Here is a 13599-nt window from a genome sequence, read left to right as displayed (position 1 = left end):
AACAAAAGCCCGGCTGAACGGCCGGGCTTTTGATCTGCTGCGATCGATACGACGGGTTGCTTACGCAGCCTCGTCGGCGACGGTGGTGTCGTCGCCATCGGTGTCGTCGGTATCGCCCTCTGCATCGGTATCTGCTTCGCCCTCGGCGGCTTCCGCCTTGGCGTTGCGGCGGGGGCTCTTGGCGAGCTGGGCCTCGATCTCCTTGACCGCCTCGGTCTCGGTCGAGTGCTGCACCACCGCGATCTCGCGGGACAGACGGTCGAGCGCCGCTTCGTAGAGCTGGCGTTCGCTGTAGGACTGCTCCGGCTGCGACTCCGAGCGGTAGAGGTCGCGCACGACTTCCGCGATCGCAACGATGTCGCCCGAATTGATCTTCGCTTCGTATTCCTGGGCGCGGCGCGACCACATGGTGCGCTTGACGCGGGCGCGGCCTTTGAGCGTCTCCAGCGCCTTCTTGACCAGCGCCGGATCGGACAGCTTGCGCATGCCGACATTGGCGACCTTGGCGGTGGGAACGCGCAGCGTCATCTTGTCCTTGATGAAGTTGATGACGAACAGCTCGAGCTTGGCCCCGGCGATCTCCTGCTCCTCGATGGCCAGGATCTGGCCGACGCCGTGAGCGGGATAAACGACGAATTCGTTGGCCTTAAAGCCCTGACGCTGGGTGACGACCTTCTTTTCCTCGACCTTCGGCGCAGCAGCGGGCTTGGCGGCCGGCTTGGCAGCGGCAGGAGCCTTGGCATGAGCAGCAGCAGCAACGGGAGCCTTCGGCGCGGCGGGCTTGGCAGCGTGAGCCTTCGCCGGGTGAGCCTTGGCAGCAGCAGGCTTGGCAACGGTCGCTTTCGCGGCCGATTTGGCAGTCTTGTTAGGCATTGCGCTTCTTTTGTTCTTCGAGGACTTTGCAGCCGGCGCCTTCGTCGCGGTCCGACCCTTGGATGCGCTACGGCTGGCCGCGGCGACTTTTTTGGCCTCCTTATGGGAAGCCCTCGCTGAAGTACTCTTTTTACGCGTTTTCTGTGACACAGCCTGCGCGCGGAAACTGCCACGCCCCTGTTCGACATTTGGTTTCACGGGAACCCAGAGGGGCCAACGGGGCTGACGGGGTTCGGCTTAATGTGCCCAATATAGCACATTTCCCGCAAAAATCAATGATTTAGGAGTCTTCAGGGCTGGTTTTCGGCGGTAACGCAGCTATTAGGGTTAAGTTTGGGCCCTAATTAGTCTCCCGAGCCCGGGTTCGGAGAAAAATATTTCTCGAACTTGCCTTCCATGCCGTCGAATTCCTTGGCGTCGGCGGGTGATTCTTTCTTCTGGGTGATGTTGGGCCAGCTCTTGGCGTAGTCGGCGTTGACTTGGAGCCACTTTTCCAAGCCCGGTTCCGTGTCCGGCTTGATGGCGTCGGCGGGGCATTCCGGCTCGCACACGCCGCAATCGATGCACTCGTCGGGATGGATGACGAGCATGTTGTCGCCCTCGTAGAAGCAGTCGACCGGGCAGACCTCGACGCAGTCGGTGTACTTGCACTTGATGCAGTTTTCAGTGACGACGTAAGTCATCCAACGCTCCGAAAAGCTCTTTCAAAAGTCGCGGCTTGCGTAGCGCGGATGGCCGGGCGCCGCAAGGTCGGGAACGGCCGATCATGACACTTGTGTGCGTTTGATCAGCCAAGAAATGAATGCACCGCGCAATTAATTGCGCTCGCCGAGTTCTTCGTAGAGCACGCGGGCCGAGGCGGCATCGCCGCGACGCTCGTTGAAGGCGATGACCCTCAAGACGCGCACGGTGCGATCGAGCGCGATGGTGAGCACGTCGCCGGCCTTGATCGCATGCCCCGGCGATGTCTCGCGTGCGCCGTTGACGCGAACGTGGCCGGTGACGACCAGCTCAGCGGCGGAGGTGCGCGCCTTCACCACCCGGGCGTGCCACAGCCATTTGTCGATGCGCTGCCGCTCGGTCGTAGGATTACTCCTTGCGCTCCGCCAGTTGCTCTTTCAGCGCTGCGAGCTTTGCGAAGGGCGAGTTCGGATCAACAGGACGATCGCGTTCGCGCGGATTCGCGCTGGAGGCATAGGGACGCAGCGACGGACCGGACTCGCGGTCGCGGCGGTCGCGGCCCTTGTCGCGGTCGCGGCCACGGTTGTCGCGGCCCTTGTCGCGATCGCCGCCGAACTTGCCTTTGTTGTCGCGGTTGCGATCGCGATCCTTGTTGTCGCGGTCCTTGCCCTCGAAACGGCGATTCCTGTCGTCACGCCCCTCGGGACGCGGCGCACCGTCTCCACCACCTTCGCGGCCCTTGCGAAAATCCTTGGCCCCGTCGCGGCGATGACCACCACCATGACGATGGCGCTCACCCGACTTCGCGCCTTCGGCTGCTTCGCCGGGCGCGGCCGTGCTTTCCGCGCCCGCTTGCGGACGCGGCTGATGGTGACGCTGATGGCGATGGCGCTCGTGGCGCGGCTTGCGATCCTCGTGACGGCCGCCGGGACGCCAGACCTCGACGAGCTCGGGCTCGGCCGGCGTCGCCGCAGCCTCAGGCGCGGCAGCCTCAGGCGCGACGGCTTCAGGCGCGGCAGCATCAGGCGATGCAGCAGCTTCCGTTGCCGCGGTCTCGGCGGCAGCGGCTTCGAGGCCGGCAGCCTCTGCGGCAGCCTCTGCCGGCGCAGCAATCTCTTCCGCCGGTGGCGCGATGCCGCGGGCATCTTCGGGCGTGACGGCAGCCTCAGGCGGAGCTTCCGGCGCAGGCTCTGGCTCGTGCGCGCCCTCGTCGCGCTGCTCCATGCCGGGGGCGTCTTCGACGGCGACGGCTTCAGGAGCGGCTTTGGCGGATGCTTCTGCGGGCAGACCCGCTACGGCCTCCGCTGCGGTCTCGGTCGACGTCTCCGCGCTGCCCTCGACAGGCGGCGTCTCTGCCGCGACCGTCTCGGTCACCACAGGCTTTGGCGGCAACGGCGGACGCTTCTCCATGCGATAGCCGAGCGCGCGCAGCACCGACGCAAAGTCCTCGCCGGCGGATCCCGTGAGCGAGGTCATCGCCTGCGTCACCACAAAACCGCGGCCGTCGAACGCGCCGGCCGGCTTTTCGCCGGGCGAGTTCTCGCGCCAAGCCAGCGCCGGGCGGATCAGATCGGCAAGCCGCTCCAAAATATCGACGCGCACGGCGCGCTCGCCGGCCTGCTTGTAGCCGAGCACGCGATAGGCATCGCGCGGCAGCTGCTTGTCGACCGGGAACGAGGTGCGGCCCGAAGATGCCAGATGCTGAGCGCCAGACAGCGCGGAGAGATCGACATTGTCCTGCTTCAACGCCCAGAGCAGCGCTGCGAGCGCGCGCGCGGCGGGCTTGAGCAGACCGGGGAAATAGATGTGATAGGCCCCGAAGCGGACGCCATATTTGCGCAAGACCGCGCGCGAGGACTGGTCGAGATCCTTCAGCTCGCTGGCGATCTTCGGCCGCTCCAGCACGCCGAGCGCCTCGACCAACTGATAGGCGATGCCGCGGGCGATGCCGGTGACATCCTCGGCCTTCGACAGCTCGAACATCGGCCCGAGCAGCTTTTCGATATGCGTCTTGAGCCAGAGCTCGAGCCGGGCCTGCACCTTCTCGCGGGGCGCCCCAGTCAATCTCTCGTCCGAGATGATGCGGATGCGCGGATGCAGCGCGTCGTCTGCGGCGGACAGGCGCGCCACGGCATCGCCGGTCCAGCGGATGATGCCTTCGGAGGTCAGCACGAACTGCTCGTCCGGTGCATTGCCCAGCTTTTCGGCGCGCGCGTTGATCTCGCCGGCGAGCACCGCTTGCGCTGCAGCCTGCAAGGCTTTCGCATCGGAGCCGGCTTCCGCAGCGTCCGGTGCAAAGGTGAAGCCGTCGAGGCGGCCGATGACGTGGCCTTCGACGATGACTTCGCCGGTCTTGCCGATTTCAGTATTCAAGCTCGTGTTCTCCCGCAGGCGGCGCATCAATACACTGGTCCGGCGATCAACGAAACGCTCAGTCAAGCGTTCATGGAGCGCATCCGATAATTTATTTTCGACCTCGCGCGCGATCCCCTGCCAGCGTTCGGGGTCTTTCAGCCAATCCGGGCGGTTGGCGACGAAGGTCCAGGTGCGAATCTGCGCGATCCGGGCCGACAGCGTGTCGATGTCGCCATCGACGCGGTCCGCCTGATCGACCTGGGCAGCAAACCAGCTATCGGGGATGCATCCCTTCTGCATCAGGAAGCCGTACAGCGTCGTCACCAGCTCGGCATGGGCGGCCGGCGACAGCTTTCGGTAATCGGGGACCTGGCAGGCCTCCCAGAGGCGCTCCACGGCCGCCTTGCCATGCGCGATATCGCGCACATCGACGTCGCGGGCGGCGTGGTCGAGCACGCGCATGTCCTCGGCGATCGGGGCGCGCGTCAGCGCCTCGTGCCCTGGCGCCAGGTTCAGCGACACCTGGAGCGCGCCGAGCGAGGAGAAATCCAGCTTCGAGTTGCGCCATTGCAGCATCTTCACGGCGTCGAAGGTGTGGTTCTGGAGCGCGTTGACGAGCTCGGGCTCGAACGGCGCGCAGCGGCCGGTGGTGCCGAAGGTGCCGTTGCGCGTGGCGCGGCCGGCGCGGCCGGCGATCTGCGCAAATTCCGAGGGCGTCAGGCGGCGGAACTGGTAGCCGTCGAACTTGCGATCGGAGGCAAAGGCAACGTGGTCGACGTCGAGATTGAGCCCCATGCCGACCGCGTCGGTGGCGACGAGATAGTCGACATCGCCGTTCTGGAACATCGCCACCTGCGCGTTGCGGGTGCGAGGGCTGAGCGAGCCCAGCACCACGGCGGCGCCGCCATGCTGGCGGCGGATCAGCTCGGCAATGGCGTAGACCTCGTCGGCGGAGAAGGCGACGATGGCGGTGCGGCGCGGCTGGCGCGTGATCTTGCGGTCGCCGGCGAATTCGAGCTGCGACAGGCGCGGCCGCGTGATCATGGACACGCCCGGCAAGAGGCGCTCGATGATCGGGCGCATCGTCGCAGCGCCCAAGAGCAGCGTCTCGTCGCGGCCGCGGCGATTGAGGATGCGGTCGGTGAAGACGTGGCCGCGTTCGAGGTCGGAGGCGATCTGGACCTCGTCGATGGCGAGGAAGGAGACGTCGAGATCGCGCGGCATCGCCTCGACGGTCGAGACCCAATAGCGCGGCTTCTTCGGCTTGATCTTCTCCTCGCCGGTCACGAGCGCGACGCTCTCTGGCCCCGCGCGATCGGCGATCTTGTTATAGACCTCGCGCGCAAGCAGGCGCAGCGGCAGCCCGATCATGCCGGAGGGATGCGCGAGCATCCGCTCGATGGCGAGATGGGTCTTGCCGGTGTTGGTCGGCCCGAGCACCGCGGTGACGCCGGCGCCGGGGGCACGCTCGGAAGCGAAGGGGGAGGAAGAAAAAGCCATTCCGGAGATAGGTAGTGCCGATTTGGGCGAATGTCAGTGCTGTTTGAGGCGATGAGGCGATCAGGTGTCAGCGATGTCTCCGAACCCCACCACGCGCTCCGCTGTCATGCCCCGGCTTGACCGCGGCATGACACTACGCCGCGGCTCATCGGCTCAACCACGACCGCCTCGGCGTACTGGATCGCCCGGTCAAGCCGGGCGATGACAGCGAACGCGGAGCAAGTCCTCCCAACCGCGCAACTGTCTCACTTTGCGACGCTTTTCCCGTTCGCCTTAAGCTTCGGAACGACTCTAGAACGAATCGCGGCCGAATCGCTGACTCCCGATTGCGTCCCGTTCCGTTCACGCAACATGTCGCGGGCCTCGCCACAGGTGCGCACTAGATGAAGGCTCCGGCTGCCGTACAAGCGACGATTTGATGACGGATTCCTTAAAGCTGGGGACGGCGGGGAGTCGAATCAGAATCGGGCGGGAGTCAAATGGATTCCAGGTTCCCCGACCTGCCAAAACAAAAGTTTTCGAAAACAACCCCATGCACAGTAGGTAAGTCATTGATATTTTATATGTTCTTACCCTCCACTCGAGGGGTCCGGGACGAGCGTAGCTCGCCCGTGGTCGATCGCGCGCAGCGCGAGGGGGTGGGGTGATCTTTCCGCCCGGCACAGCGCCCGTAGGGAGAGATCACCCCACCCCGTCGCACATTTCGCTGCGCTCATGTGCGCCGACCCTCCCCCTCCAGGGGAGGGTGAAAGCGCTACTGCGTCTTGGCGACGCGTGGCGGCTGGGGGGAGGTGATGAAGCTCGTCGCTTCCAGCATCGCAGGCCCCAAGGGCGTCGGCACTTTCAGCCAGAACGGGACCAGGATGCGCGTTCCCGCCACCGGCGCGAAGGCGATCTCGATGTTGCGCTGGGCGGCGAGGTATTTGATCACGGGCCGATCGGGGATGTAGCCGGCCACGGGCACGAAATAGAGCGCGCAGACCACGACCGGGCCCTTGTATCCCTTCTCGGCCTTCACGCTCTCCATGCGCTTGAAATCGAGTTTCAAGTCGTAGCGCATGCGGCCGTCGAACACGGGCGCGCTGTTATGGCAGGCTTCCGGCGACACCGGATCGCCATTGCCGGGCACGCGCAGCAGCGAAGCCGTCATCGGATCCCAGACGCCGCGGCGATGCGCTTCGGTGACGACGATGCGATCGGGGTCGACCGGCGGCTCCGGCAGGATCGCAAAATCCTTCACATTGCCCTTGTCGAGCGTGATGCGGATCTCTTCGGTCTTCTTCGAGGTGGTGGTGGAGGCCTGGTAGCCGGTCGCAACCAGTGCGCCGTTGACGACGCGGCCCTGCGAGGCCCCGGTGCCCGAGCCGCCCGCGAACGACTTCAAAAGCCCCGTGGTGCCGCCGGAGGCCGCGGCGGCGAACACGTCGTCCTGGATGTCGATGTTCCAGGCGCCCTTGCCGACGGGAATGCCCGATAGCGTCGCCTCATATTGCGCCTCGAGCTTGCCTTGCGCCGCTGCCGGCGCCGCCCCCCACGCCAAGGCGAGGCCGCAGAACGCCGCCAGGGCCAACTGGCCGGCGCGCCGCCGCGGCGGATGAGAGGTCAGGATATTCACGAAGCCATCCAATGGGGCCGTCAGGCCTTGTTAGTTAAGCCAAAAACAGCGGCAAACAATGTGCTGGGCGCCAAAAGCGGCGGAACTCCCCAGGACTCTTCGGCCGCGAATACGCCCTTTATGTGATGGTAAGGCGTTCCGATCATTGCCGTTTTGGTGATCGGGGAAGGTGTGGTCGCGGGCGCGGTCACCTCTCCCGCTTGCGGGAGAGGTCGCGCGAAGCGCGGGTGAGAGCTCTCTCCTCTGGGGCACTGTCGCGACTTGCCCTCCGCGGAGACAGCCCTCTCCCCAACCCTCCCCCGCGCGCGGGGGAGGGAGCGCACCGCGGGTGCCGCGCGAGATCCCGGGTTCGCGCTCCCCGCGCCCCGGGACGACGGGCCAAAAACGGCCCGTCGCCTTGACGTCTCGCCCCTTCCCCCCTATACGTCCGCCCGCTCCCTGCAAGGACGAAAGAATTTGCCCCCGTGGCGCCCCGAATGGCGGCCGCAAATCGTTGGGGGCTCGAACCTGAGGATTTCTACCATGTCTCGCCGCTGCGAACTGACGGCCAAGGGCCCCCTCGTCGGCCACAAGGTCAGCCACTCCAACATCAAGACCAAGCGCCGCTTCCTGCCGAACCTCGTCAACGTGACGTTCATCTCGGAAGCCCTGGAGCGCAACGTGCGCCTGCGCGTCTCCACCAACGCGGTCAAGAGCGTCGACCACAATGGCGGCTTGGATGCCTTCCTGCTCAAGGCCAGCGCCGACGTCCTGTCGCCGCGCGCCCTCGAGCTGAAGCGCGCCATCCAGAAGAAGGTCGGCGACGCGCCGGCGAAGAAGGCGAGCTAAGAGTTCGGGCGGGGGCTAGGTTGCGTCGCGTGGCGTAGGCTTAGCCGAGTACAGTTGCGTTGCGGCCGGATCGGAAGATCCGGCCGTTTTTGTTGTAGAATCGATAGCTGCGCTGAAAGTTCAATTGCTGATTGAACGAGATATGTTCAAGATGAGTGGCAGGGGCTTACGGGCAGAGTTGTTATCGCGCATCGCGATATAAGACAAAAATGCCAGATCTCGATTGCTTCCTGAGCAATCGAAATGCGACGAGTGTTTGATCAGTGAATGCTCGGTGATCGCATAGGAGTGCCTGTAAGCCCCTTCATAACAGGGGGCCGAGTGTCACTGCTGCTCAAGCTAAAAACATCCAAATCATTGGACGACGTCGCGAGCCTGTTGGGGTACCAACCGCAAGGGCTCACCTACATTCTTTACAAAATTCCCGACTCTGCGAAGTACACGACCTTCGCGATAGCCAAGCGCAGCGGAGGGTTGCGCGAGATCAAGGCTCCCATTCCGCATCTGAAAACTTTGCAGCGAAGATTAGCCAACCTGCTCAACAGCTGCCTAGTTGAAATAGAGAATGCAGGGGAGCGACGTCGGCCGATTTCGCACGGCTTTGTTCCTTCTCTATCCATCATTACCAATGCCTCGGCCCACAAGGGACGGCGTTATGTATTGAACCTCGACCTAGAACAATTCTTTCCGAGCATAAATTTCGGACGCGTACGTGGCGTGCTGATACGAGATAAGCGATTTGAACTTGATCCAAAGGTCGCAACTGTTGTGGCTCAGATAGCATGTCACGAAAACAGCCTGCCTCAGGGCAGTCCGTGTTCACCGGTTTTGTCAAACATTGTCGGCCGTTTGTTGGATATTCGCTTGGTCCGATTCGCTCGCCAGCACAAATGCACTTACTCACGCTACGTTGACGACATCACCTTCTCAACAAATCGCACAGCCTTCCCATCAGAACTTGCGGTACACCAAGAATCCGGCGATTGGGATCTGAGCCAATCTCTTGTCTCAGAGATAGAACGAGCCGGTTTTCGTGTGCACGCCCGAAAGACCAGAATGCAGGTGCGCGGATCACGTCAGCTAACCACTGGCCTGTTAGTCAACGAAAAGGTCAATGTTCGGCCAGAGTATTATCGAACTACTCGCTCGATGTGCGCGGCGCTGTTCAAGGAAGGAACTTACTACGAAATGAGGCCCGCCGCACTGGCGGGAGGAAACGCGGCTGACGCAGCAGTTAAACAGGTTGCAAACTCCCTCAGTCTTCTTGAGGGCCGACTTGGCTACATTTATCATGTACGCGATACCGTCGATCGACGAGAAGGCGCTGAAAAGAAGAAGAACTCGACGGCCACGCGAAAACTTTTTCACAAGTTCTTATTTTACAAGAACTTCGTTGCCCTCGAAAAGCCGCTCATAATCACCGAAGGGAAAACCGATTCGATTTACTTGAGGTGCGCAATACGAAGCCTCTCGTCATTTCATGGAAAGCTTACAATCGATCGAGGCAGCAAGCCCCGACTAAGCGTCAGCTTCCTTAACTTCACAAGCACCGTCCACGACGTTCTTCAGCTTGGAGGAGGTACGGGAGATTTCAAATTTCTAATGCTTCGATACAAGCAGTTGCTTAAGGAGTTCAAACATGCACCGCTTGCTCACCCAGTGATACTCCTGATCGATAACGACGACGGCGCAAAAGAGATTTTTGGCGTTGCCAAGCAACTCGGGATTGCCGACGTCTCCCTGACATCCAAGGCAGCCTTCTACCGTATTTTTGCAAATCTCTATTTGATCAAGACTCCGGAAGGGGCCGATCAAAATCCAAAGACCTGCATTGAGGACCTCTTCGATTCATCCGTGCGCAACACCCTACTCGGCGGAAAGAGCTTCGATCCGGACAAGAAGCACAATGAGGAGGGGAAATATGGCAAGGCTCACTTCGCAGAGAAAGTGATCCGGCCACAAGCAGCCGATATTGACTTTTCAAAATTCGAAATGCTCTTGGACCGCATAGTCGCAGTGATCGAGGATTACGCCCCCGCTTCAAAAGACATTCGATAGCCACGCCGCTTATGTGGGTCACATTGATGCCCAAGGTTTCTTACGTCGCTTACATCGATGAGTCAGGAGACGATGGGGTCGCTAGCGTTCGTCCTATTGATCCAGCAGGAGCAAGCGAGTGGTTCGTCTTGTCTGCACTAGTCGTACGAGCAGAAGCACAGCGAGAGACCGTCTGGGTTCGCGACATCTTAAAACAGATTCGCCTCGAACAGCGCCGAACTCTACATTTTCAACCACTTGACGATTGGAGGCGCACCTTGGTTTGCGCCAACATCGCGACCTTGCCAGTCCGCTGTTTTGCGGTGATTTCAAACAAGACCAATATGCACGGCTATCGAAATAAGAAGGCTGAAGCTACCTCGGCTATTGCGGGCAGAACTTGGTTTTACTGGTGGATAACGAGGCTGCTGCTTGAGCGCGTAACCGACTACTGCGAGCGCCGCGCACTGAGAGACTATGGCGAGCCTCGGACCGTGAGACTCGAGTTCGCCAGGCGAAGAGGGTTAAGATACGCTCATTTACGAGCTTATCTTTATTGGTTACGAATGCAGTCCCAGGCTGGAGAGCTCTACCTGCAACGTGGCGATCTCAAATGGTCAGTTATCGATCCGATCAATCAGGTTGCCGCCTACGACAGTAGCGAACGCGCCGGTTTGCAATTGAGCGATACAATCGCCTCAGCATTCTATCAATCGGTAAATGGCCCCGCTCCGGATTACTCATATGCACTCGCGCTAAAGCCGCGGATGGCGCGTAGGCCGGACGGTCAGATATTCGACTATGGGCTCAAGCTAATGCCCAGCGGTTACTTGCAGCGAGCAGGTTTGCAGCAGCGCAAAATATTCGAACTTTACAAACAGTGAGGCAGGCCCCCGGCCCCTGAGGACACCGCTGGAGTTGCAGACTCACCAACGTGGTGAGACATCCATGCGGCTGTCACGCAAAGCGTGACTCGGGGTTGATCCGGCGTTGCCTGCCAACGCTCATATAATGGATTCTTGTTGTTGTTTCAAGTGCTTAGTAACCCATTGATTCGAATCGTCTTTTGCGCACGAGCTAGGATCGAACTTTCCGCTATCTCGCCCCGGCAGCATCACCCGGAAGCACATCCCGTGGAGCACGCACCCAAACCCGCCTCGGAAAAACCTCGTCATCTGCTGTGACGGCCCGGCAACGAGATCTCGGAGAACTCGCCAACCTCCTGAAGCTCTATCGCTGCCTGCGCGCGAGACCGACAGGACGCAGCCGCGGCAGATGCTGCCCGACAATCCCGGCGTCCGGCACGGTGTCCGGCACTCGTAAACAGCACCCCTCGCGCGTTAACCGTGCATTAACCAACGCAGCCTAGCCTGCGGTAATCGTCCAGCCATCATTAGCTCGAAATGCCGTCCCGGTTCGCTCCAGGAGAAGCGCCGATGTGCGTTGCATTGTTGACGTATGCCGATCTCAGTGCCCGCCTCGATATCTCCCGAGAGGCCGCGCGTTCGCTTGCGCGACGCCGCCATTTGCCGCGCTCGCGGTCGGAGGACGGCAAGGCCCTGGTGAGGGTTGATTTCGCCGAGCTCCGCTACACGCCCCGCCTACGGCGCGTCCGCCGGGCAGACCCGATCGATGCCTCCCTGGCGAAGATCGAGGCCATCAAGATCCAGGCCTTCAAGGCGGAGGTGGCGCGGCTCGAGGCCGTCGCAACCGCCTACAGGGCAGTGTTCGAGCGCGAGCGCGAACGTGCCGATCGCCTGGCTGTCGAGCTGACGCAGGCGGCCGCCGAGACGACCGCCGCCAATGCGTGGGCGGCACGACTGGAAGACGAAGTGGCGGTTCTCCAGGCCGGTCGCCGGGCGGGCGGCACGATCGCGGGACAAGCCGCGCTTCGATTGGGACATCTGGCCGCTGCGATCGTGCAAGCAGACCGGGCGGCTCGCAGGTAGCACTCGAGACTCATCTCCATCCCCGGCTTGCCGGAGCAATCACGAGGGAAGTATGACTGGCACCACCGATATCCACGAAATGAAGGCCCGCATTGTCGTGTTCGGCGTCGGCGGCGCCGGCGGCAATGCGGTCAACAACATGATCACGGCCGGGCTGCAAGGGGTCGAGTTCGTGGTCGCCAACACCGACGCGCAGGCGCTGGCGATGTCGAAGGCGAGGCGCCTGATCCAGCTCGGCACACAGGTGACCGCAGGCCTTGGCGCCGGCTCGCAGCCGGAATTGGGCCGCGCCGCAGCCGAAGAGGCGATCGATACGATCCGCGATCAATTGACCGGCGCGCACATGGTGTTCGTGACCGCCGGCATGGGCGGCGGCACCGGCACCGGGGCTGCCCCCATCGTCGCCAGGATCGCACGCGAGCTTGGCATTCTCACGATCGGCGTGGTCACCAAGCCATTCTACTTCGAGGGCCAGCGCCGCATGCGCTTTGCCGAAGCCGGCATCGAGGAGCTGCTGAAGACGGTCGACACGCTCCTGATCATCCCGAACCAGAACCTGTTCCGGGTGGCCAGCGAGAAGACCACATTCGCCGATGCCTTCGCCCTTGCCGACCAGGTGCTTTATTCGGGCGTCGCCTGCATCAGCGACCTCATCGTCAAGGAAGGCCTGATCAACCTCGATTTTGCCGACGTCCTCTCCGTCATGAAGGAGAAGGGCAAGGCCATGATGGGACGGGGCGAGGCTTCCGGCGAGAAGCGCGTGCTTGCCGCCGCCGTCGCCGCGATCTCCAATCCATTGATCGAGAATCCCTCGATCAAGCGCGCCAGTGGCCTCATCATCTCCATCACCGGCGGCAAGGATCTCATGCTTTACGAGGTCGACGAAGCCGCGACCCGCATTCGCGACGAGGCCGACCCGGACGCCAACATCATCGTCGGCGCGTCGTTTGATGACAGCCTCGAAGGCATCGTCCGCGTCTCGGTGGTGGCGACCGGAATCGATAATCTCGACCCGGCGCAGCAGGCGCAGCCGGTGGAGACCGCCCTCACGCAGCTCGCCGGCAGGCTGCGCAACGACGGCCGCCGTATCGCCGATCGCATCGAGCGCAGTGTGCCCCTTGCGCAAGTGGAAAGCCCGCCGCTGCACCACCCGGTGGGGCCGCCGGCAAGGCCGAGCCTGGAACATGCACGCCAGCCGGCCGACCGGCCGCTCGATCCTTACGGCCGCAGCGCTGCGCGCAATGCACCCGACGAGGCCGTTCTCGACATCCCGGCCTTCCTGCGCCGCGCCGCCAACTGAGCGGTGGCAGGAGGGGAGTTACGGTCGTCATCGCGAGGCGCGACGACATCGCGAGCTATGATGCGCCATGGCGCATCTGAGCATGCATCGAACCGCGGTGATTGTTGAGCAATGGATTCTCGGGCTCGCGCCAAGAGGCGCACCCCGGAATGACGGAGCGGCTTGCGGAGAAGGCTATCGCATATGACAGTTGGAGGCTGCCGGATGAGTTCGGCCTGCATGGTTCGAGACGCCGGCTTTGGCGGGCTCCTCACCATGAGGGTCTGATAGCTCGCCGCGAAACGAGACCTCATCCTGAGAGCCTGACTCAAAAAGCGCGTGGACGCTATCAAGGTCTGGCTAGACGGCGAATTAGGAGCCTGAGATGGGCGGCGAGCAGCCAAGCGAGCTCGGTAGCGGCAGAGCGTTCGAAGTCTTTGGAGAGGCGCCGGCATCTTCCGAACCATGCAAAGGTGCGCTCG

General features: G+C 62.4%; 10 protein-coding genes and 2 pseudogenes. 6 read left to right on the top strand and 6 right to left on the bottom strand.

Translation table 11 applies throughout. The features are described from left to right. Positions 1-60 precede the first annotated feature (60 nt). The 5 genes from IVA78_RS13285 to IVA78_RS13265 form a co-directional block, all read right to left on the bottom strand. The gene (locus IVA78_RS13285; protein ID WP_247465548.1) at positions 61-873 is read right to left on the bottom strand and encodes a CarD family transcriptional regulator; all 813 of its coding nucleotides are present in this window, start codon (positions 871-873) and stop codon (positions 61-63) included. 344 nt (positions 874-1217) lie between these two features. After that, complete coding sequence (gene fdxA / locus IVA78_RS13280; RefSeq protein ID WP_018643465.1) at positions 1218-1556, bottom strand: ferredoxin FdxA; 339 nt, start codon at positions 1554-1556, stop codon at positions 1218-1220. 132 nt (positions 1557-1688) lie between these two features. Next, positions 1689-1940, bottom strand: coding sequence for a S4 domain-containing protein (locus IVA78_RS13275; RefSeq protein ID WP_346275298.1), 252 nt, complete (start codon positions 1938-1940; stop codon positions 1689-1691). Positions 1941-1962: 22 nt separating this feature from the next. Then, on the bottom strand, positions 1963-5409 hold the full coding sequence (locus IVA78_RS13270; RefSeq protein WP_247465542.1) for a helicase-related protein: 3447 nt from the start codon (positions 5407-5409) through the stop codon (positions 1963-1965). Positions 5410-6163: 754 nt separating this feature from the next. Continuing rightward, positions 6164-6973: a DUF3108 domain-containing protein gene (locus tag IVA78_RS13265; protein ID WP_247465681.1), complete on the bottom strand. Its 810-nt coding sequence runs from the start codon at positions 6971-6973 to the stop codon at positions 6164-6166. Between the two features lie 573 nt (positions 6974-7546). On the opposite strand from IVA78_RS13265, the gene rpmB reads away from it, so the two are divergent. From rpmB to ftsZ, 6 genes and pseudogenes are all read left to right on the top strand, one after another. Beyond that, positions 7547-7852, top strand: coding sequence for a 50S ribosomal protein L28 (gene rpmB, locus IVA78_RS13260; protein ID WP_247276313.1), 306 nt, complete (start codon positions 7547-7549; stop codon positions 7850-7852). Between the two features lie 321 nt (positions 7853-8173). After that, complete coding sequence (locus tag IVA78_RS13255) at positions 8174-9910, top strand: retron Ec67 family RNA-directed DNA polymerase/endonuclease (protein ID WP_247465538.1); 1737 nt, start codon at positions 8174-8176, stop codon at positions 9908-9910. A 26-nt stretch (positions 9911-9936) separates the two neighbouring features. Next, positions 9937-10773 (top strand): DUF3800 domain-containing protein, encoded by an 837-nt coding sequence (locus tag IVA78_RS13250; protein WP_247465536.1) that lies wholly within the window; start codon positions 9937-9939, stop codon positions 10771-10773. Between the two features lie 244 nt (positions 10774-11017). Next, a pseudogene (locus tag IVA78_RS13245) lies at positions 11018-11201 on the top strand (DUF2235 domain-containing protein); the annotation flags it as partial. Between the two features lie 124 nt (positions 11202-11325). Next, positions 11326-11838 (top strand): hypothetical protein, encoded by a 513-nt coding sequence (locus IVA78_RS13240; RefSeq protein WP_247465534.1) that lies wholly within the window; start codon positions 11326-11328, stop codon positions 11836-11838. Between the two features lie 52 nt (positions 11839-11890). Next, positions 11891-13138, top strand: coding sequence for a cell division protein FtsZ (ftsZ, locus tag IVA78_RS13235; protein ID WP_346275297.1), 1248 nt, complete (start codon positions 11891-11893; stop codon positions 13136-13138). A 328-nt stretch (positions 13139-13466) separates the two neighbouring features. Here the strand turns inward: ftsZ and IVA78_RS13230 are convergent. Continuing rightward, positions 13467-13599 (bottom strand): annotated as a pseudogene (locus IVA78_RS13230) (IS5/IS1182 family transposase); the annotation flags it as partial.

The sequence above is a fragment of the Bradyrhizobium sp. 137 genome (assembly GCF_023074095.1).
GTDB lineage: Bacteria > Pseudomonadota > Alphaproteobacteria > Rhizobiales > Xanthobacteraceae > Bradyrhizobium.
Note: the sequence above shows the minus strand (reverse complement) of the source record. Positions and strands in the feature narration are given on the sequence as shown.

Bases quoted from the DNA above. Each gene is read 5' to 3' on its own strand.
- IVA78_RS13250 (WP_247465536.1), top strand. From the start codon at position 9,937: ATGCCCAAGGTTTCTTACGTCGCTTACATCGATGAGTCAGGAGACGAT.
- ftsZ (WP_346275297.1), top strand. From the start codon at position 11,891: ATGACTGGCACCACCGATATCCACGAAATGAAGGCCCGCATTGTCGTG.
- IVA78_RS13270 (WP_247465542.1), bottom strand. From the start codon at position 5,409: ATGGCTTTTTCTTCCTCCCCCTTCGCTTCCGAGCGTGCCCCCGGCGCC.
- IVA78_RS13240 (WP_247465534.1), top strand. From the start codon at position 11,326: ATGTGCGTTGCATTGTTGACGTATGCCGATCTCAGTGCCCGCCTCGAT.
- rpmB (WP_247276313.1), top strand. From the start codon at position 7,547: ATGTCTCGCCGCTGCGAACTGACGGCCAAGGGCCCCCTCGTCGGCCAC.
- fdxA (WP_018643465.1), bottom strand. From the start codon at position 1,556: ATGACTTACGTCGTCACTGAAAACTGCATCAAGTGCAAGTACACCGAC.
- IVA78_RS13285 (WP_247465548.1), bottom strand. From the start codon at position 873: ATGCCTAACAAGACTGCCAAATCGGCCGCGAAAGCGACCGTTGCCAAG.